This window comes from Mycolicibacterium komossense, from assembly GCF_025822605.1.
GTDB classification, from domain to species: Bacteria; Actinomycetota; Actinomycetes; order Mycobacteriales; family Mycobacteriaceae; genus Mycobacterium; species Mycobacterium komossense.
The window spans coordinates 12,232-32,387 of sequence record NZ_JACKTY010000007.1; the positions used below are offsets into that span (position 1 = coordinate 12,232).

Annotated in this window: 16 protein-coding genes; 15 read left to right on the forward strand and 1 reads right to left on the reverse strand. The window is 66.8% G+C overall.

Annotation, left to right across the window (positions count from 1 at the left end; genetic code table 11):
* Positions 1–88 precede the first annotated feature (88 nt).
* The 10 genes from pheS (at position 89) to argH (ending at position 12,188) form a co-directional block, all read left to right on the forward strand.
* On the forward strand, positions 89–1,126 hold the full coding sequence (gene pheS, locus H7J73_RS01065) for a phenylalanine--tRNA ligase subunit alpha (protein ID WP_264065371.1): 1,038 nt from the start codon (positions 89–91) through the stop codon (positions 1,124–1,126).
* Complete coding sequence (gene pheT / locus H7J73_RS01070) at positions 1,126–3,642, forward strand: phenylalanine--tRNA ligase subunit beta (protein ID WP_264065372.1); 2,517 nt, start codon at positions 1,126–1,128, stop codon at positions 3,640–3,642. Before pheS ends, pheT begins: the two co-directional genes overlap by 1 nt.
* Before the next feature lie 127 nt (positions 3,643–3,769).
* Positions 3,770–4,804: an N-acetyl-gamma-glutamyl-phosphate reductase gene (argC, locus tag H7J73_RS01075; protein ID WP_264065373.1), complete on the forward strand. Its 1,035-nt coding sequence runs from the start codon at positions 3,770–3,772 to the stop codon at positions 4,802–4,804.
* A complete protein-coding gene (gene argJ / locus H7J73_RS01080; protein WP_264065374.1) occupies positions 4,801–6,024 on the forward strand; it encodes a bifunctional glutamate N-acetyltransferase/amino-acid acetyltransferase ArgJ in 1,224 nt (407 codons plus the stop codon). The genes argC and argJ overlap by 4 nt, the downstream gene beginning before the upstream one ends.
* The gene (gene argB / locus H7J73_RS01085; RefSeq protein WP_264065375.1) at positions 6,021–6,899 is read left to right on the forward strand and encodes an acetylglutamate kinase; all 879 of its coding nucleotides are present in this window, start codon (positions 6,021–6,023) and stop codon (positions 6,897–6,899) included. Before argJ ends, argB begins: the two co-directional genes overlap by 4 nt.
* A 5-nt stretch (positions 6,900–6,904) precedes the next feature.
* Positions 6,905–8,092, forward strand: coding sequence for an acetylornithine transaminase (locus H7J73_RS01090; protein WP_264065388.1), 1,188 nt, complete (start codon positions 6,905–6,907; stop codon positions 8,090–8,092).
* Entirely contained in the window at positions 8,089–9,021 is a 933-nt protein-coding gene (gene argF / locus H7J73_RS01095; RefSeq protein ID WP_264065376.1) for an ornithine carbamoyltransferase, read from the forward strand. The genes H7J73_RS01090 and argF overlap by 4 nt, the downstream gene beginning before the upstream one ends.
* Entirely contained in the window at positions 9,018–9,530 is a 513-nt protein-coding gene (locus H7J73_RS01100) for an arginine repressor (RefSeq protein WP_264065377.1), read from the forward strand. Before argF ends, H7J73_RS01100 begins: the two co-directional genes overlap by 4 nt.
* Before the next feature lie 32 nt (positions 9,531–9,562).
* Positions 9,563–10,762 (forward strand): argininosuccinate synthase, encoded by a 1,200-nt coding sequence (locus tag H7J73_RS01105; RefSeq protein ID WP_264065378.1) that lies wholly within the window; start codon positions 9,563–9,565, stop codon positions 10,760–10,762.
* Between the two features lie 13 nt (positions 10,763–10,775).
* Positions 10,776–12,188, forward strand: coding sequence for an argininosuccinate lyase (argH, locus tag H7J73_RS01110; protein WP_264065379.1), 1,413 nt, complete (start codon positions 10,776–10,778; stop codon positions 12,186–12,188).
* Here the strand turns inward: argH and H7J73_RS01115 are convergent, their stop codons facing one another.
* Entirely contained in the window at positions 12,189–13,958 is a 1,770-nt protein-coding gene (locus H7J73_RS01115; RefSeq protein WP_264065380.1) for an ABC-F family ATP-binding cassette domain-containing protein, read from the reverse strand.
* 68 nt (positions 13,959–14,026) lie between these two features.
* On the opposite strand from H7J73_RS01115, the gene H7J73_RS01120 reads away from it, so the two are divergent.
* From H7J73_RS01120 to tyrS, 5 genes are all read left to right on the forward strand, one after another.
* Positions 14,027–17,056 (forward strand): acyl-CoA synthetase, encoded by a 3,030-nt coding sequence (locus H7J73_RS01120; RefSeq protein WP_435405400.1) that lies wholly within the window; start codon positions 14,027–14,029, stop codon positions 17,054–17,056.
* A gap of 90 nt (positions 17,057–17,146) precedes the next feature.
* A complete protein-coding gene (locus H7J73_RS01125) occupies positions 17,147–17,650 on the forward strand; it encodes a hypothetical protein (RefSeq protein ID WP_264065382.1) in 504 nt (167 codons plus the stop codon).
* A gap of 10 nt (positions 17,651–17,660) precedes the next feature.
* Positions 17,661–17,867 (forward strand): Trm112 family protein, encoded by a 207-nt coding sequence (locus H7J73_RS01130; RefSeq protein ID WP_264065383.1) that lies wholly within the window; start codon positions 17,661–17,663, stop codon positions 17,865–17,867.
* A gap of 45 nt (positions 17,868–17,912) precedes the next feature.
* A complete protein-coding gene (locus tag H7J73_RS01135) occupies positions 17,913–18,527 on the forward strand; it encodes a DNA-3-methyladenine glycosylase (RefSeq protein ID WP_435405401.1) in 615 nt (204 codons plus the stop codon).
* Positions 18,528–18,554: 27 nt separating this feature from the next.
* Positions 18,555–19,829 carry a tyrosine--tRNA ligase gene (gene tyrS / locus H7J73_RS01140; RefSeq protein ID WP_264065384.1) on the forward strand — a complete coding sequence of 425 codons (1,275 nt, stop codon included), beginning with the start codon at positions 18,555–18,557 and terminating at the stop codon, positions 19,827–19,829.
* The last annotated feature ends 327 nt before the right edge of the window (positions 19,830–20,156 follow it).

A 20,156-nucleotide genomic window follows, 5' to 3' on the forward strand; every position in this document is an offset into this window, starting at 1 on the left:
CGGCGCACGAGGAGCCGTATCGCGATCACCTATGATCGGCACTTGCGTCTCGGTAGGACGCACCAATCTGTGAGGAGATTCTCGCCGCGTGGGAGACGTGAACCTGTCCGATGAGTCGCTGACGGCGGCGGTCGACGCGGCTAAGAGTGCCTTCGCAGCCGCCGGCGATCTGGATGCACTGGCGCGTGCCAAGACCGAGCAGCTCGGCGACCGGGCGCCCTTGGCGCTGGCCCGTCAAGCGCTGGCCAGCTTGCCCAAGGAGGACCGCGCCGACGCAGGCAAACGCGTCAACGTCGCCCGCGGTGCGGCCCAGCGGCTCTATGACGAGCGTCTGGTGGCGCTGCGGGCGGAGCGCGATGCCGCGGTGCTGGTGGCGGAACGGATCGATGTGACGTTGCCGTCGACTCGTCAGCCCGTCGGTGCCCGGCACCCGATCACGATCCTGGCCGAACACGTCGCCGACACGTTCGTCGCGATGGGCTGGGAACTGGCCGAAGGGCCCGAGGTGGAGACCGAACAGTTCAACTTCGACGCGCTGAACTTCGCGCCTGATCACCCGGCCCGTAGTGAGCAGGACACCTTCCACATCGCGCCGGAAGGGTCGCGGCAGCTGCTGCGCACCCATACGTCCCCGGTGCAGGTGCGTGCGCTGCTGGAGCGTGAGCTGCCGGTCTACATCATTTCGATCGGCCGCACCTTCCGCACCGACGAGCTCGACTCCACGCACACCCCGGTCTTCCATCAGGTCGAGGGTCTGGCCGTGGATCGCGGTCTGACGATGGCGCACCTCAAGGGCACGCTGGATGCGTTCGCGCGCTCCGAGTTCGGGCCCGAGGCCAGGACCAGGATGCGTCCGCACTTCTTCCCGTTCACCGAGCCGTCGGCCGAGGTGGACATCTGGTTCGCGAACAAGAAGGGTGGCGCGGGCTGGGTCGAATGGGGTGGCTGCGGCATGGTCAACCCGAACGTGTTGCGCGCCGCCGGGATTGACCCGCTGGAGTATTCGGGCTTCGCTTTCGGTATGGGCCTGGAGCGAACCCTGCAGTTCCGCAACGGGATTCCCGATATGCGCGACATGGTCGAGGGCGATGTCCGGTTCTCGCTGCCGTTCGGGGTGGGTGCCTGATGCGCATTCCGTACAGCTGGTTGCGGGACGTTGTCGCTGCTGGTGCACCCGGGTGGGATGTCTCCCCAGAGGATCTCGAGCGCGCGTTGATCCGCGTCGGCCACGAGGTCGAAGAGGTGATCACGCTCGGCCCCGTCACCGGTCCGCTGACGATGGGCCGGGTCACCGCCATCGAGGAGCTCACTGAGTTCAAGAAGCCGATCCGCGCCTGCAAGGTCGATGTCGGTGAACCCGATCCGCGCGATATCGTCTGCGGCGCAACCAATTTCGAGGTCGGCGATTTGGTTGTGGTGGCACTGCCCGGCACCACATTGCCAGGTGATTTTCACATCGCCACCCGCAAGACCTACGGGCACATCTCCGACGGGATGATCTGCTCGGCATCGGAAATAAGCCCGGCACTGGGTTTGGGATCATCTGAGCATTCCGGAATCATGGTGTTCCCTCCAGGAACCGCGGAGCCGGGCGCCGACGGGATCGAGGTGCTCGGGCTCGACGACATCGTGTTCGACGTGGCGATCACCCCGGACCGCGGTTACTGCCTGTCGGTGCGAGGGCTGGCCCGCGAGATCGCGTGCGCTTTCGACCTCGACTTCGTCGACCCCGCCGATATCGCACCTCTGCCGGCCGAGCGCGAAGCCTGGCCGCTGACCATCCAACCGGGCACCGGTGTGCAGCGGTTCGGTCTGCGCCCGGTCACCGGAATCGATCCGGCCGCGGTGTCGCCGTGGTGGCTTCGGCGTCGGCTCATATTGTCCGGCATCCGGCCGATCTCTCCGGCCGTGGACGTCACCAACTACGTGATGATCGAACTCGGCCATCCGATGCATGCGCACGATCGCAGCCTGATCACCGGCGGCTTCGACGTGAGGTTCGCCCGGCCCGGTGAAACCGTCGTCACATTGGACGACGTTGAGCGCACGCTTGATCCAGGCGACGTGCTGATCGCTGACGATGTCGCCGTCGCGGCCATCGGCGGCGTGATGGGCGCGGGCACCACCGAGGTCCGCTCGAGCACCACTGATGTCCTGCTCGAAGCGGCGGTCTGGGATCCGGCGACGACGTCGCGCACCCAGCGGCGCCTGCATCTGGTCAGCGAGGCCGGTCGCCGCTACGAGCGCTCCGTGGACCCGGCCATCTCGGTGGCCGCCATCAACCGGTGCGCCGCGCTGCTCGCCGAGATCGCCGGCGGCACCATCGAACCCGCGCTGACCGACTGGCGCGGCGACCCGCCACGCGAAGACTGGTCGCACCCGCCGGTCCGCATCCCTGCGGATCTGCCGGATCGCACTGCTGGCGTCGAATACGGCGACGGCGTCACCGCCGCCCGGCTCGCCCAGGTAGGCGCCGAGGTGGTTGCCGAGGCTGACGGCGTGCTGGTCGTGACCCCGCCGAGTTGGCGCCCGGACCTGGTGCAGCCTGCGGACCTCGTCGAAGAGGTGCTGCGACTGGAGGGGCTCGACAAGATCCCGTCGGTGTTGCCGCAGGCACCCGCCGGTAGAGGCCTGACTGCTCTGCAGAAACGCCGCCGGGCGATCGGCAAATCGCTGGCGCTGTCCGGATATGTCGAGATTTTGCCGACGCCGTTCTTGCCCGCCGGGGTGTTCGACCAGTGGGGTCTGCCCGACGACGACGTCCTGCGCGCCACCACGACCGTGCTCAACCCGCTGGAGGCCGACCGGCCGCAGCTGGCCACCACGCTGCTTCCCGGGCTGTTGGAAGCGTTGGCACGCAACGTGTCCCGTGGTGCGGTCGACACGGCGCTGTTCGCCATCGCTCAGGTGGTGCAGCCGACGACCGAGACCAGAGCGGTCGACCTGATCCCGACCGACCGCAGGCCGACCGATGACGAGATCGCGATGCTCGACGCGTCGCTGCCGGAACAGCCGCAACATGTCGGTGTCGTGCTGACCGGGTTGCGCGAACCGCGCGGACCATGGGGACCGGGTCGGCCCGTCGAGGCGGCCGATGCTTTCGAAGCGGTCCGAGTGATCGCCGCGGCCAGCGGAGTCGACGTCACGTTGCGGACGGCCCAGCGGTTGCCGTGGCACCCCGGCCGCTGCGCGGAAGTCTTCGTCATCTCGGGGGGTACCGAGACCAGCGTTGGCTACGCCGGCCAATTGCATCCGGCCGTGATCGAACGGACGGGCCTGCCCAAGGGCACCTGCGCCGCCGAGCTCAACTTGGCGGCGATCCCGGTCACCGAGTCGCTGCCCGCACCGAAGGTGTCTCCGTTCCCCGCGGTGTTCCAGGACGTCAGCCTCGTCGTCGACGAGGCCGTGTCCGCCCAAGCCGTTGTTGAGGCCGTCCGCGCGGGCGCAGGCGAACTGCTGGAAGCCGTCCAGCTGTTCGATGTCTACACCGGCCCGCAGATCGGCGAACAGCGCAAATCGCTGACCCTGGCACTGCGGTTCCGCGCCGCGGACCGGACCCTGACCGAGGACGAGGCTAGCGCGGCCCGCGACGCGGCCGTGGCCGCCGCGGCCGAGGCCGTCGGCGCGGTGCAGAGGGCCTAGCTTTTCCGCGCTTTTCCGGGCGAGCAGACGTAAACGTCCCTGATCGTCGACCAATTGCGGGATGTTTGCGTCTGGTCGCCGAAGAATGAATTTGCATCTGAACGCATAACCATGCAAAATTTCCCGCATGGTTTCGGTGGCACTGGCAGGAGCGAGCGGTTACGCAGGCGGCGAGATTCTGCGGCTTCTCCTCGGGCACCCCGCATATACGGACGGTCGGCTGAGCATCGGCGCACTCACCGCGGCGGCCAGCGCAGGCACCGCACTCGGCGAGCACCATCCGCATCTGCTGCCGCTGGCCCAGCGTGTTCTGGAACCCACCGATCTCGACGTGCTCAAGGGGCACGACGTCGTCTTCCTGGCGTTGCCGCACGGCCACTCCGCGGCACTGGCCGAGCAGCTCGGACCCGACACCCTGGTGATCGACTGCGGTGCCGACTTCCGGCTCACCGACGCCGGCGCCTGGGAGCGGTTCTACGGTTCGCCGCACGCCGGCAGTTGGCCCTACGGACTGCCCGAACTGCCCGGTGGCCGGGACGCGCTGCGCGGCACCCGGCGGGTCGCCGTGCCCGGCTGTTATCCGACGGCGGCGCTGCTGGCCCTGCTCCCGGCCGTCGCCGAGGATCTCGTCGAACCCGCGGTCACTGTCGTCGCCGTCAGCGGTACCTCCGGTGCGGGCCGCGCCGCCAAGGTCGACCTGCTGGCGTCGGAGGTGATCGGCTCGGCCCGGGCGTACAACATCGCCGGTGCCCACCGGCACACTCCGGAGATCGCGCAGGGTCTGCGCGCCGTCACCGCCAAAGACGTCACCGTCTCGTTCACCCCGGTGCTCATCCCCACTTCGCGCGGCATCCTGGCCACCTGCACCGCACGCACCACCGCTCCGGTTTCGCAGCTCCGGGCCGCCTACGAAAAGGCTTACGAAGCTGAACCGTTCATCCACTTGCTGCCGGAGGGACAACTGCCCCGCACCGGCTCGGTGATCGGCAGCAACGCCGCGCAGCTTCAGGTCGCCGTCGATCAGGACGCCGGTGTCTTTGTCGCGGTCTGCGCCATCGACAATCTTGTCAAGGGCACCGGCGGTGCCGCCGTCCAGTCGATGAACCTCGCACTTGATTGGCCGGAAATCGAAGGGCTGTCGACCGTAGGAGTGGCACCATGACCGAAATCGTCAACAATCCCACTACCGCGCGGCTCGTCCGAACCCAGGGCGTCACCGCGCCGGCTGGTTTCCGCGCCACGGGAATCTCGGCCGGTATCAAGGCGTCCGGAAAACTGGACCTGGCCTTGGTGTTCAACGAGGGTCCCGATCATGGCGCCGCCGCGGTGTTCACCCGCAATCAGGTCAAGGCCGCCCCCGTGTTGTGGAGCCAGCAGGTGCTCACCACGGGTCAGTTGCGCGCGGTGATCCTGAATTCCGGCGGTGCCAATGCCTGCACCGGCCCCGGCGGGTTCCAGGACACCCACGCGACCGCTGAGGCGGTGGCCGCCGCGCTCTCACAATGGGGCACCGAAACCGGGGCCATCGAGGTGGCGGTCTGCTCGACCGGGTTGATCGGCGACCGGTTGCCTCTTGCCAAGGTGCTGGCCGGCGTCACCGATATCGTGCACGAAATGGCCGGTGGCCTGACCGGCGGCGACGAAGCCGCGCGGGCCATCATGACCACTGACACCGTGCCGAAACAGGTTGCGCTGCATCACCAGGACAACTGGACCGTCGGCGGGATGGCCAAGGGCGCCGGGATGTTGGCACCTTCGCTGGCCACCATGCTGTGTGTCATCACCACCGATGCTGTTGCCGACTCTGCAGCGCTGGACCAGGCGTTGCGCAAGGCCGCGGCGCGTACCTTCGACCGCCTCGACGTCGACGGCAGCTGCTCCACCAACGACACCGTGCTGCTGCTCGCATCGGGCGCCAGCGAGATCACGCCCAGCCAAGACGAGCTCGACGACGCGGTGCTGCGGGTGTGCGACGACCTGTGCGCGCAGCTGCAATCCGACGCCGAAGGGGTGACTAAGCGGGTCGCCATCTCCGTCGTCGGCGCCGCCACCGAGGATGACGCCGTGGCCGCCGCCCGCGTAATCGCCCGCGACAGCCTGGTCAAGACCGCGCTGTTCGGCTCCGACCCGAACTGGGGCCGGGTGCTGGCCGCGGTCGGGATGGCGCCGGTGCGGCTCGATCCCAACCGGATCTCGGTGTCCTTCAACGGTTTCCCGGTCTGCATCGACGGTGCCGGCGCACCCGGCGCGCGTGACGTCGATCTGTCCGGCGACGTCATCACCGTCACGGTCGACCTCGGCGCCGGTGATGCACAGGCCACCGTCAGGACCACTGACCTGTCCCATGGCTATGTCGAAGAGAACTCGGCATACAGTTCATGACCGTGCCAACGGAGACCCACACCAAGGCGCAGGTGCTCGCCGAAGCCTTGCCCTGGCTCAAACAGCTGCACGGCAAGATCGTTGTCGTCAAGTACGGCGGTAACGCGATGACCGACGATCTCCTCAAAGCCGCGTTCGCCGCCGATATGGTCTTCCTGCGCAACTGCGGTATTCATCCTGTCGTCGTCCACGGTGGCGGGCCGCAGATCAGCGCGATGCTCAAACGCCTCGGTATCGCAGGCGATTTCAAAGGTGGCTTCCGGGTCACCACCCCCGAGGTCCTCGATGTGGCCAGGATGGTGCTGTTCGGTCAGGTCGGCCGCGAACTGGTCGGCCTCATCAATGCGCACGGGCCCTACGCAGTCGGTGTCACCGGCGAAGACGCCCAGCTGTTCACCGCCGTGCGGCGCAGTGTGCTGGTCGACGGCGTGTCCACCGATATCGGACTGGTCGGCGACGTCGACCAGGTCAATGCCGTCTCGATCCTGGATCTCATTGCGGCAGGACGTATTCCGGTGGTCTCGACGATCGCCCCCGATACCGCGGGTGTCGTGCACAACATCAACGCCGACACCGCGGCCGCGGCACTGGCCGAGGCGTTGGGCGCCGAGAAGCTGTTGATGCTCACCGATGTCGAAGGCCTGTACACCGACTGGCCCGATCGGGACTCACTCGTCAGTGAGATCGACGCCGGCGCGCTGGCACAACTGTTGCCGCGGCTGGAGAGTGGCATGGTGCCCAAGATCGAAGCGTGTCTGCGGGCGGTCGGAGGTGGTGTGCCCAGCGCACACGTCATCGACGGCCGAGTGGAGCACTGCGTGTTGGTCGAACTGTTCACCGATGAAGGCGCAGGGACGAAGGTGATACCCGCATGACGAACATGACGAATACCGAAGCCCTGCAGCAGCGTTGGTCGACCGTGATGATGGACAACTACGGCACCCCGGCGCTGGCCCTGGCCAGTGGTGACGGCGCTGTCGTCACCGATCCGGACGGCAAGACCTACATCGACTTCCTGGCCGGCATTGCGGTCAACATTCTCGGGCACCGGCACCCGGCGGTCATCGAAGCCGTGACAAACCAGCTGAACACGTTGGGGCACACGTCGAACTTCTATGCCACCGAACCTGGCATCGCGCTGGCCGAGGCGCTCGTCGCGCATCTGGGCACCGACGCCAGGGTGTTCTTCTGCAACTCCGGCACCGAGGCCAACGAGGTCGCCTTGAAGATCACCCGCTTGACGGGGCGGACGAAACTCGTTGCCGCCGAGGGTGGTTTTCACGGTCGCACGATGGGTTCACTGGCGCTGACCGGCCAGCCGGCCAAGCGGGCGCCCTTCGAACCACTGCCCGGTGATGTCACCTTCGTCCCGTACGGCGACAGCGCGGCGCTGGAAGCCGCCGTCGGTGACGACACTGCCGCGGTCTTCCTGGAACCGATCATGGGGGAGGGCGGCGTCGTCGTCCCGCCGGCCGGCTATCTGGCCGCGGCCCGTGAGATCACGACGAAACACGGTGCGCTGCTGGTGCTGGACGAAGTGCAGACCGGTGTGGGGCGTACGGGTGCCTTTTTCGCCCACCAGCACGACGGCATCACCCCCGATGTCGTCACGCTGGCCAAGGGGCTCGGCGGCGGTCTGCCGATCGGTGCGTGCCTGGCCATCGGCGCGACCGCGGACCTGCTGACCCCTGGCCTGCACGGCAGCACGTTCGGTGGTAACCCGGTCTGCGCGGCCGCCGCGCTGGCGGTGCTGAAGACCCTGGCCGCCGAGGACCTCGTCGAAAGTGCCGGCGCACTCGGCAAGAGGCTCAGCGTTGGTATCGATGAGCTGAGTCATCCTCTGGTGGACCATGTTCGGGGCAAGGGCCTGCTGCAGGGTATGGTGCTGACTTCACCCAAGGGTAAAGCCGTCGAACTCGCGGCCCGTGAGGCCGGTTTCCTGGTGAATGCGGCGGCCCCTGACGTGATCAGGCTGGCCCCGCCGCTGATCATCACCGACGCGCAGATCGACGATCTCCTGACCGCGTTGCCCGCCATCCTCGATTCCGCCCAGGAGGCTCGATTATGACTGCAATCCGGCATTTCCTGCGCGATGACGACCTGACCCCCCAGGAGCAGGCCGAGGTTCTCGCGCTGGCCGCCGAGGTCAAGAAGGCGCCGATGAGCCGTCGGCCGCTGGAAGGCCCGCGGGGAGTGGCGGTGATCTTCGAGAAGAACTCCACCCGAACCCGGTTCTCCTTCGAGATGGGCATTGCGCAACTCGGCGGGCACGCCGTCGTCGTCGACGGCCGCAGCACCCAGCTGGGCCGCGAGGAAACGCTCGAGGACACCGGGAAGGTGTTGTCCCGCTATGTCGATGCCATCGTGTGGCGCACCTTTGCCCAGGAGCGGCTGACGGCGATGGCGTCGGGTTCCAGCGTGCCGATCATCAACGCGTTGTCCGACGAGTTCCACCCGTGCCAGGTGCTGGCCGACCTGCAGACCCTGGCCGAACGCAAGGGCGCGCTTCCTGGGCTGAAGATGACGTATTTCGGCGACGGCGCCAACAATATGGCGCACTCGCTGATGCTGGGCGGCGTGACCGCGGGCATGCACGTGACCATCGCGGCCCCGGCCGGCTTCGAACCCCACCCGATGTTCGTCGCGGCCGCCGAGAAGCGGGCTGCCGAGACCGGTGCCCGAGTGACGGTGACCAACGATGCGAAGGCGGCCGCCGACGGCGCCGACGTCCTGGTGACCGACACCTGGACGTCGATGGGACAGGAGAACGACGGCCTCGACCGGGTCCGGCCCTTCCGGCCGTTTCAGGTCAACGCCGGCCTGCTCGGTCTGGCTGATTCCGAAGCTGTTGTGCTGCACTGCCTCCCCGCGCACCGCGGCCACGAGATCACCGACGACGTGCTCGACGGGCCGCAGAGTGCCGTCTGGGACGAGGCCGAGAACCGCTTGCACGCGCAGAAGGCGCTGTTGGTGTGGCTCTTGGAACGATCCCGATGACCAGCAGCCCCAAGACCGCCCCGGAAGTCTCGGCGACTCGCGCCGGCCGGCAGGCCCGCATCGTCGCGATTCTGTCGGCGCAGCCGGTACGCAGCCAGACCGAACTGGCGGGACTGCTGGCCGCCGAGGGAATCGAGGCCACGCAGGCCACGCTCTCGCGCGACCTGGAGGAGCTGGGCGCGGTCAAACTGCGCGGCGCCGACGGCGGCGTCGGAGCCTACGTGGTGCCCGAGGACGGCAGCCCCGTCCGTGGTGTCTCCGGCGGTACCGAACGGGTCTCGCGCCTGCTCGCGGACCTGCTGGTGTCGACCGATGCCAGCGGCAACCTCGCTGTCCTGCGCACTCCGCCTGGGGCGGCGCACTATCTGGCCAGCGCGATCGACCGGGCGGCCCTACCGTTCGTGGTCGGAACGATCGCCGGGGATGACACCATCCTGGTGATCGCACGTGAACCAATGACCGGGGCCGAACTGGCGACCGTCATCGAAAACCTGTCCTCGAAAACCTGAAGTAGCTTTTCCCAAACGAAGGAGATTTGTTCATGTCCGAGCGCGTCATCTTGGCGTATTCCGGCGGTCTAGACACCTCGGTGGCGATCAGCTGGATCGGCAAGGAGACCGGCCGCGAGGTCGTCGCCGTGGCGATCGACCTCGGTCAGGGTGGTGAGGACATGGAGGTCGTGCGCCAGCGTGCGCTGGACTGCGGTGCCGTCGAGGCCAAGGTCGTCGATGCCCGCGACGAGTTCGCGAACGAGTACTGCCTGCCGACCATCCAGTCCAATGCCCTCTACATGGACCGCTATCCGCTGGTCTCGGCGATCAGCCGGCCGCTGATCGTGAAGCATCTGGTCGAGGCGGCCCGGGAGTTCGACGGCCGTGTCGTCGCGCACGGCTGCACCGGCAAGGGCAATGACCAGGTTCGGTTCGAGGTCGGATTCGCCTCGCTGGCACCCGATCTGGAGGTCCTGGCTCCGGTGCGGGACTACGCGTGGACGCGGGAGAAGGCCATCGCGTTCGCCGAGGAGAACGCCATCCCGATCAACGTCACCAAGCGCTCGCCGTTCTCCATCGACCAGAACGTCTGGGGTCGCGCGGTCGAGACCGGCTTCCTCGAGCACCTGTGGAACGCGCCGACCAAGGATGTCTACGACTACACCGAGGACCCGACGGTCAACTGGAAGACCCCCGACGAGGTGATCGTCGGATTCGAGAAGGGGGTGCCGGTCTCCATAGATGGGCGCGCGGTAACCGTCTTGGAAGCCATCGTCGAACTGAACCGCCGTGCCGGCGCGCAGGGCGTCGGCCGCCTCGATGTGGTGGAAGACCGGCTCGTCGGTATCAAGAGCCGCGAGATCTACGAGGCGCCAGGCGCGATGGTCCTCATCACCGCGCATACCGAACTCGAACATGTCACGTTGGAGCGTGAACTCGGGCGGTTCAAGCGCAATACGGACCAGAAGTGGGGTGAGCTGGTGTACGACGGTCTGTGGTACTCGCCGCTCAAGCGTGCGCTGGAGTCGTTCGTCGCCAACACACAGGAGCATGTCACCGGCGAGGTTCGAATGGTGTTGCACGGCGGACACATTGCGGTCAACGGCCGACGCAGCCCGACGTCGCTCTACGACTTCAACCTGGCCACCTACGACGAGGGCGATACGTTCGACCAGTCGTCGGCGAAAGGCTTCGTGCACGTCCACGGCCTGTCGTCGAAGATCGCTGCCCGCCGGGACCTGAACCTGTGACGGGCGCGACCCAGTGAGCACCAACGAAGGCGCGCTGTGGGGCGGCCGGTTCGCCGGCGGCCCGTCGGAGGCCCTTGCCGCGCTGAGCAAGTCGACCCATTTCGACTGGGTGCTGGCCCCGTACGATGTCACCGCGTCCAAGGCGCACGCCCGGGTACTGCACCGGGCCGGGCTGTTGACCGACGAGCAGCGTGACGGGTTACTGGCCGGCCTCGACAGCCTCGGCGAGGACGTCGCCGACGGTAGCTTCGGCCCGATCGTCACCGACGAGGACGTTCACGGCGCCCTCGAGCGCGGTCTGATCGACCGCGTCGGTGCCGACCTCGGTGGCCGCCTGCGCGCAGGGCGCTCACGAAATGACCAGGTGGCGACGCTGTTTCGGATGTGGCTGCGCGACGCGGTCCGCCGCGTGGCCGACGGTGTGCTCGGTGTCGTCACCGCGCTGGCCACCCAGGCCGCCGCGCATCCGACCGCGATCATGCCCGGCAAGACGCATCTACAGTCGGCCCAGCCGATCCTGCTGGCCCACCACCTGCTGGCGCACGCCCATCCGCTGCTGCGCGATGTCGATCGGATCGCCGACTTCGACGATCGCACCGCGGTGTCGCCCTACGGCTCCGGCGCGCTGGCCGGCTCGTCGCTGGGGCTGGATCCCGACGCCATCGCCGCTGATCTCGGGTTCGCCAAGGCTGCGGACAACTCCGTCGATGCCACGGCTGCAAGGGATTTCGCAGCCGAGGCCGCCTTCGTGCTGGCGATGATAGGGGTCGACCTGTCGCGGCTGGCGGAGGACATCATCCTGTGGAGCTCGACGGAATTCGGTTACGTCAAGCTGAATGACTCGTGGTCGACCGGCAGTTCGATCATGCCGCAGAAGAAGAACCCCGATATCGCCGAGTTGGCCCGCGGAAAGTCCGGCCGGCTGATCGGAAACCTGACCGGTCTGCTGGCCACGCTCAAGGCGCAGCCGCTGGCCTACAACCGGGATCTGCAGGAAGACAAGGAACCGCTGTTCGACTCGGTCGCACAGCTGGAGCTGCTGCTCCCTGCGATGGCCGGCCTGGTCGGCACGCTGACGTTCGACACCCAGCGGATGGCGGACCTGGCGCCGGCCGGCTACACCCTGGCCACCGACATCGCCGAGTGGCTGGTCCGCAAGGGCGTGCCGTTCCGGGTGGCCCATGAGGCGGCCGGTGCGGCGGTCAAAGTGGCCGAGGCACGCGGTGTCGGGCTCGATGAACTGACCGATGACGAATTCGCCGAGATCAGCCCTGAGCTGACGCCGGACGTGCGCGCAGTCCTGACCGTAGACGGTTCGGTCAACTCGCGCGATGCCCGCGGGGGTACCGCACCCGTCCAGGTGGCCAACCAACTCGGCGTCGTTCGCGACACCGCCGACCAGCTGCGGATCCGGTTGCGCCGCTAGCTACTCGGAGAACTCCGACAGTTCCAACCAACGGTCCTCGAGCTCGGCGTTCTCCGCCTCCAACGCGCGCAATCGGGTGGTCAGCTCCGCCAGTCCCGCGTAGTCGCTGGCGTCATGTTCGGCCATCGTGACATGCAGGGCGGCAATCTGTTTGGCGATCTTGGCGATCTTGCGCTCGGCAGCCGCGATCTCCTTCTGCGTCGTGTAGAGATCGGCGCCGGCCGAGCCCCCACCTGACGATGTCGGATTCGACCCTGCGGAGGCCGGCGCAGCCTTCGCTAGCCGCAGGTATTCGTCGACGCCGCCGGGCAGGTGGCGCAGCCGTCCGTCGAGGATCGCGTACTGCTGATCGGTGACGCGCTCGAGCAGGTACCGATCGTGCGAGACGACGATCAGTGTGCCGGGCCATGAGTCCAGCAGGTCTTCGGTAGCGGCCAACATGTCAGTGTCGACGTCGTTGGTGGGCTCGTCGAGGACCAGGACGTTCGGCTCCGACAGAATGGTCAGCAACAGCTGCAGCCGGCGCCGCTGACCACCGGAGAGTTCCCCGACCCGGGCGGAGAGGTGTTCGCGACGGAACCCGAGCCGTTCCAGCAGCTGCGCGGGGGTGATGTCTTTGCCGTCCACCTGGAAATCGGTCTGCAGCTGGGCCAGTACTTCGCGGACCATCTCGGCTTCGTGGGCGGCCAGGATGCCGGCCTGTTGGTCGAGCATCGCCAGCTTCACGGTCTTCCCGCGCTTGACCCGACCGCTGTCGGGGGTGACCGTGCCGGCGATCAAGCCGAGTAGCGTCGATTTACCCGCGCCGTTGGCGCCCAGGATGCCGGTGCGTTCGCCCGGACCGATCCGCCACTCGATATCGCGCAGGATCGGCCTGGCGTCATAGGAGACCGAAACGTCCAGCAGGTCGACGACTTCCTTACCGAGGCGGGCCGTCGCGAGCTTGGCCAGTTCGATCGGATTCCGCAGTGGCGGCACGTCTTCGATCAGCTGGTTGGCCGCTTCGATGCGGAACTTCGGCTTCGACGTGCGGGCCGGGGCTCCGCGGCGCAGCCAGGCCAGCTCCTTTTTCATCAGGTTCTGGCGTTTCGCCTCCATCGTCGCGGCCTGACGGTCTCGTTCCACCCGCTGCAAGATGTACGCCGCATAGCCACCGTCGAAGGGCTCCACGATGCCGTCGTGCACTTCCCAGGTGGTCAGGGCAACTTCGTCGAGGAACCACCGGTCGTGGGTCACGACCAGCAGACCGCCGCTGGTGCGGGCCCAGCGCGTCTTGAGGTGACCCGCCAGCCACGTGATGCCCTCCACGTCGAGGTGGTTGGTGGGCTCGTCGAGGGCGATGACATCCCAGTCGCCCATCAGTAGCTGGGCCAGCTGGACGCGGCGACGCTGGCCACCTGAGAGCGTCGAGACCAGGGCGTCCCAGGCGATATCGGCGACCAACCCGCCGACGACATCGCGGACTTTGGGGTCACCGGCCCACTCGTGATCGGCCAGGTCACCGACCAATACGTGGCCGACCGTGCTGGCGCCGTCGAGGATGTCTGATTGGTCGAGGAAACCGACCCGGACGCCGGTGCGACGGGTAACCCGACCCGAATTAGGAATGAGTTCACCGGTCAGCATGCTCAGCAGGCTCGATTTGCCATCACCGTTGCGGCCGACGATCCCGATGCGGTCGCCTTCGTTGACGCCGACCGTCAAGGAGTCGAAGACCACCTGCGTCGGGAATTCCAGATGCAGTGCCTCAGCTCCAAGCAGGTGTGCCACCGGGCCACCCTAGTGTCCGATTGCAAGCCTGGCCAAAGCAAAAGACCGTACATATGCGGTATGCCATGATGTGCAAGCTGTCGGGCCCATCAAGCAGGACATTCGTAGGGGAGCAGCGAGTGGATGTGAATCTGTCGGCGGTTACCAGACCGGTCATCAGACCCGTGGAGCGCCTGCTTGCCACGGCGCAGAACGGGTTGGAGGTGCTGCGTCTCGGTGGACTGGAGACGGGCACGGTGCCGTCGCCATTCCAGATCGTCGAGAGCGTGCCGATGTACAAGCTCCGGCGGTATTTTCCGCCGGACGTTCGGCCCGGAAAGCGGCCACCCGGGGCGCCGGTCCTGATGGTCCATCCGATGATGATGTCGGCCAATATGTTCGACGTCACCCGTGACGACGGTGCCGTGGGCATCCTGCACGCCTCGGGACTCGATCCGTGGGTGATCGATTTCGGCGAGCCCGACAAGGTCGAGGGCGGCATGCAACGCACGCTGGCCGATCACGTTGTCGCGCTCAGCCAGGCGATCGACACCATCAAGGCGACTACCGGCTCCGACGTACACCTCGCGGGCTACTCGCAGGGCGGGATGTTCGCCTACCAGACGGCGGCGTACCGCCGCTCGAAAGATCTCGCGAGCATCATCACCTTCGGTGCGCCGGTCGACACGCTGGCCGCCTTGCCGATGGGTATCCCGCCGAACCTCGGTGTAGTGGCCGCCGATTTCATGGCCGACCATGTGTTCAACCACCTCGACATCCCAGGATGGTTGGCTCGCACAGGTTTTCAGATGCTCGATCCGCTCAAGACGGCCAAGGCCCGGGTGGACTTCGTGCGCCAGCTACATGACCGCGAGGCGCTGCTGCCGCGCGAGCAGCAGCGTCGCTTCCTGGATTCCGAGGGCTGGATCGCCTGGTCCGGGCCTGCGGTCTCCGAACTTCTCAAACAGTTCATCGCCCACAACCGCATGATGACCGGCGGTTTCGCGATCAACGGCCAGCTGGTGACGCTGACCGACATCACCTGTCCTGTGTTGGCGTTCGTCGGCGAGGTCGACGATATCGGTCAACCCGCGTCGGTCCGCGGTATCCGGCGTGCCGCTCCCGATGCCGACATCTACCAGACCCTGATCCGGACCGGACATTTCGGCCTCGTCGTCGGATCGAAGGCTGCGATGCAGACGTGGCCGACGGTCGCCGACTGGGTGTTGTGGCTGTCCGGCCATGGCTCCAGGCCGGCCAACGTCGTCCCGATGGAGGACCAGCAGGCCGAGGACGACGAGAGCGGTGTGCAGTTCGCGTCGCGCGTGGTGCACAGTGTCGGCGAGGCTTCCGAGGTGGCGATCGCACTGGCCAGAGGCGCCGCCGGGGCGGTGGTGGCCGCCAACAAGTCGATGCGGACCCTGGCCGTCGAGACCGCCAGGACGCTGCCGCGGCTGACGCGGCTCGGCCAGATCAACGATCACACCAGGATCTCGCTCGGCCGCATCATGTCCGAGCAGGCCCGCGGCGCCCCGACCGGTGAGTTCCTGCTGTTCGACGGCCGGGTGCACACGTATGAAGCGGTGGACCGCCGCGTCAACAATGTCGTGCGCGGCCTGATCGACGTCGGCGTGCGCCAAGGCGACCACGTGGGTGTGCTGATGGAGACCCGCCCCAGTGCACTGGTGGCGATCGCCGCGCTGTCGCGCCTCGGTGCCGTGGCCGTGCTGATGCCCACCGACGGGGACCTGGCGGCAGCGGCGCGCCTCGGCGGGGTGGCCGAGATCCTCACCGATCCGACCAACCTCAACACCGCCAGGCAGCTTTCCCTGCAGGTGCTTGTCCTCGGCGGCGGTGAATCTCGCGATCTGAACATCGCCGACGGCCAAGACGTCATCGACATGGAGCAGATCGACCCGGACGCGGTCGAGCTGCCCGGCTGGTACCGGCCCAACCCCGGATTGGCTCGGGATCTGGCGTTCGTCGCCTTCAGCACCGTCGGCGGCGACCTCGTCGCCAAGCAGATCACCAATTACCGCTGGTCGTTGTCGGCGTTCGGCACCGCTTCGACCGCCGCCCTGGGCCGTGGTGACACTGTGTACTGCCTCACCCCGTTGCATCATCAATCCGGACTGCTGGTGGCACTCGGTGGCGCGGTCGTCGGCGGCGCGCGTATCGCACTGTCGCGCGGGCTGCGCCCGGACCGATTCGTGCAGGAGGTCCGGCAGTACGGCGTCACCGTCGTCACCTACACCTGGGCGATGCTGCGCGAGGTCATCGACGATCCCTCGTTCGGCCTGCACGGAAACCATCCGGTGCGGCTGTTCATCGGGTCCGGTATGCCCACCGGGCTCTGGAACCAGGTCACCGAGGCATTCTCGCCGGCGCAGGTTGTCGAGTTCTTTGCCACGACGGACGGGCAGGCGGTCCTCGCCAACGTCTCGGGCGCCAAGGTCGGCAGCAAAGGCCGGCCCCTGCCCGGCGGTGGTCAGATCGAACTGGCTGCCTACGACGCGGATTCCGATCTGATCCTCGAGGATGACCGGGGTTTCGTGCAGGTGGCAGGGGTCGATGAGGTCGGGGTGCTGTTGGCCCGGCCCCGCGGCCCGATCGACCCGACCGCATCGGTCAAAAGGGGGGTGTTCGCCCCCGCCGACACGTGGGTGTCCACCGAATACCTGTTCCGCCGCGACGCCGATGGTGACTACTGGCTGGTCGGCAACCGCGGCGCGCTCATCACCACTGACCGCGGCATCGTCTATCCCGAACCGATCACCGACGCGATCAGCAAGGTCAGCTCGGTGGACCTCGCGGTGACCTACGGTGTTGCGGTCGGCGGCCGGGAAGTGGCAGTCACCGCGCTGACGTTGCTGCCTGGTGCGACGGTCACGACGGCCGATCTGGCCGATGCGGTCTCAGCACTGCCGGTCGGGATGCCGCCCGACGTCATCCATATCGTCGACGACCTGCCGCTTTCGGCGACCTATCGGCCCTCGGTCGGCGCACTGAAGGCGGCCGGGCTGCCCAAGGCGGGCCGGAATGCGTGGTACCTCGAAGTGGGCACCGGCCAGTTCAAGCGACTGACCAGTGCGGTGCGGTCTGAGCTTGCCGGGGCGTAACAGATGCTGCCGGGGATCCGATGCGCTGTTAGGCTCGCCTCCACGGTTGAAGGGAATCGCATGACTTACCGGGCGACACAGAGTGCCACTATGAACCGGCTCGGCCGCATCTTCGGAGGCGCCGTTCTCAGCGGTGGGGTGGCAGTCGCGGTCACGCTGGGGATCAGTGCGAGCACCGCGCAGGCTGACACCACCACTCAAGCGGCCGCGCCGGCCGATGCAGCGGCACCTCAGAACGCCGATCAATTGCTTGCCGTCATCGGTCAGGAATATGACACCGGCGCGGGCGGCGGCCAGGTCTCCAACTTGATTCACGCAGTGCTGCAGCTGCGGGCGCAGGGGTTCAAACCGTCGCCGGCGAACGCGGCGGCACTCTCCGATGCACTGAGCTACCGGCCCAACCAGGTGCCGTTGATCAATGCACTGAAGTCAACCCTGGCGTACCAGCAGAAGCAGCAGTCGCGGGCACAGCCGCCGTCATCGGGTGGTGGCTACACGATTGGTATCAACCAGTACGACCCGTCCAATCCCAGCGTCCTGGGCGGTTTCGGGGTGTCCGGCCCCAACGGCGGAATCGGCATCGGTGGCGGATAGCCTTCTCGCCGTGCTCGATCAGAAACTGCTCAGCATCATCGTGTGCCCGGCTGACCGGGGACCACTGCTCTACGTCGACAACAAGCTTTACAACCCGCGGCTTCGCCGTGTCTACCGCATCGATGACGGCATTCCGGTGCTGCTGATCGACGAGGCCACCGATGTCAACGATGAAGAGCATGCCCGGCTGGTGGCGGCTTCCGGTCCGGTTTCCTGACGAATCAGCGTTGATCGCGGGGGAGTCGGTCTGGGCACAATGATGCTGGTGAGCGCATCGCGGTTGGCGACGGACCCGTTGAGCGCAGCGAAGTTGCTGCTCGGCGCCACTCTGACCGGCCGCGATGCCAGCGCGATCGTCGTCGAGGTCGAGGCCTACGGGGGTATTCCCGACGGTCCATGGCCTGATGCGGCCTCGCACTCCTATCGGGGGCGCGGTGGTCGCAACGAGATCATGTGGGGGTTGGCCGGTCGGTTGTATACCTACCGCAGCCACGGAATCCACGTGTGCGCCAACGTCGTCTGCGGGCCCGACGATGTCGCGGCGGCGGTGCTGTTGCGTGCCGGGGTGGTTGTCGACGGGGTCGAGTCGGCCCGCGAGCGCAGAGGTGCCACAGTCCGAGACGTCGCGTTGGCGCGCGGTCCAGGGAATCTGTGTTCGGCGTTGGGCATCACGATGTCCGATAACGGCCTCGACCTTTTCGATCCCGGCAGTCCGGTCCGGCTCACGCTGGGTGACCGGCAGCCCGCCGTCAGTGGCCCGCGCGTCGGCGTCAGTAAGGCAGCCGATCGGCCATGGCGACTCTGGCTGGCGGGGCGCCGGGAGGTCTCGGCGTTTCGACGCAGCCCACGGGCCCCGGTGCCCGGCGCGAGCGACTGACAATCGGTGATGCGGGAAGATCTACGCATGAGCACGACGATTTTCGACGAACTTCAATGGCGCGGACTGATCGCGCAATCCACCGATCTCGACGCGCTCGCCACTGAGGCGGCTGGGGGACCGTTGACGGTGTACGCGGGTTTCGACCCGACCGCCCCGAGTCTGCATGCCGGAAACCTGGTGCCGCTGCTCACATTGCGCCGCTTCCAGCGCGCCGGACACCGGCCGATTGTCCTGGCCGGCGGCGCGACCGGCATGATCGGCGATCCCCGTGACACCGGTGAGCGCACGCTCAATGCCGACGACACGGTGGCGGATTGGGTAGAACGGATCCGCGGGCAGTTGGAGCGCTTTGTCGACTTCGACACATCGCCGACCGGCGCGGTGATCGTCAACAACCTGGAGTGGACGTCGCAACTGTCGGCGATCGACTTCCTGCGTGACGTCGGCAAGCACTTCTCCGTCAACGTGATGCTGGACCGCGACACCATCAGGCGACGCCTGGATGGTGACGGAATCTCCTACACCGAATTCAGCTACATGCTGTTGCAGGCCAACGACTACGTGGAGTTGCAGCGACGGTTCGGCTGCGCGCTGCAGATCGGTGGATCCGACCAGTGGGGCAACATCATCGCCGGCGTGCGGCTGGTCCGCCAGAAGCTGGGTGCGACGGTGCACGCCCTGACTGTGCCGCTGGTCACCGATTCAGACGGAGCGAAGTTCGGCAAGTCCACCGGGGGCGGCAGCGTCTGGCTCGACCCGACGATGACCAGTCCGTACGCCTGGTACCAGTACTTTTTCAACACCGCGGACGCGGACGTCATCCGGTATCTGCGCTGGTTCACCTTCCTGGACGCCGACGAATTGGCTGAGCTCGAAGAGGCTACAGCGTCGCGCCCGCATGAGCGGGCAGCCCAGCGCCGACTCGCTCAGGAGTTCACCACATTGGTGCACGGAGCCGGCGCCACGGCATCGGTGGAACTCGCCAGCCAGGCGCTGTTCGGTCGCGGGGAATTGTCGGGACTGGACGAGCCGACTCTGGCCGCAGCTCTTCGCGAAGCCTCGGTGGCCGAACTCAAGTCCGGGGAGCCGGACGGAATCGCGGATCTTCTGGTGGCTTCGGGCCTGGCCGCCAGTAAGGGAGCTGCCCGGCGAAACATCGCCGAAGGCGGGGTGTCGGCCAACAACGTCAAGATCACCAGCGACGAGTGGGTGCCGGGCGCCTCGGATTTCCTCTACGGCAAGTGGTTGGTGCTGCGTAGAGGTAAACGCAATGTGGCCGGGATCGAACGGATCGGCTGACACCCGGTTGATCTTGATCGGGGCCAAACCGCCTTCTACCTGGCGATTTGACTCTCAGTTTTCCGCCACGTAACTTAGTCCAGGTCAGAGCGACCCGGCCAAGCCGGAGAGCGCGAAGACCTCCCGGGAATTACCCTGGTAACCAGGGTGTTTCCAACCGTCCGCACTAAGATCAGCGGCTTAAATGCCGCGGGTTTTCTGCGCGGTCGGTGGGATGCAGCAAGGCGTGTTGTTTGAGAACTCAATAGTGTGTTTGGTGGTTTTTGTTTGTTGTTTTTGGCCACTTGTGTAGGGGGACTCCCCGTCTTCCTTTGATCGCAGGTGGTT

Excerpts from the sequence above, each read along its gene's own strand:
- pheT (WP_264065372.1), top strand. The coding sequence starts at position 1,126 with ATGCGCATTCCGTACAGCTGGTTGCGGGACGTTGTCGCTGCTGGTGCA.
- argC (WP_264065373.1), top strand. The coding sequence starts at position 3,770 with ATGGTTTCGGTGGCACTGGCAGGAGCGAGCGGTTACGCAGGCGGCGAG.
- argJ (WP_264065374.1), top strand. The coding sequence starts at position 4,801 with ATGACCGAAATCGTCAACAATCCCACTACCGCGCGGCTCGTCCGAACC.
- argB (WP_264065375.1), top strand. The coding sequence starts at position 6,021 with ATGACCGTGCCAACGGAGACCCACACCAAGGCGCAGGTGCTCGCCGAA.
- H7J73_RS01090 (WP_264065388.1), top strand. The coding sequence starts at position 6,905 with ATGACGAATACCGAAGCCCTGCAGCAGCGTTGGTCGACCGTGATGATG.
- argF (WP_264065376.1), top strand. The coding sequence starts at position 8,089 with ATGACTGCAATCCGGCATTTCCTGCGCGATGACGACCTGACCCCCCAG.
- H7J73_RS01100 (WP_264065377.1), top strand. The coding sequence starts at position 9,018 with ATGACCAGCAGCCCCAAGACCGCCCCGGAAGTCTCGGCGACTCGCGCC.
- H7J73_RS01105 (WP_264065378.1), top strand. The coding sequence starts at position 9,563 with ATGTCCGAGCGCGTCATCTTGGCGTATTCCGGCGGTCTAGACACCTCG.
- H7J73_RS01120 (WP_435405400.1), top strand. The coding sequence starts at position 14,027 with ATGTGCAAGCTGTCGGGCCCATCAAGCAGGACATTCGTAGGGGAGCAG.
- H7J73_RS01125 (WP_264065382.1), top strand. The coding sequence starts at position 17,147 with ATGAACCGGCTCGGCCGCATCTTCGGAGGCGCCGTTCTCAGCGGTGGG.
- tyrS (WP_264065384.1), top strand. The coding sequence starts at position 18,555 with ATGAGCACGACGATTTTCGACGAACTTCAATGGCGCGGACTGATCGCG.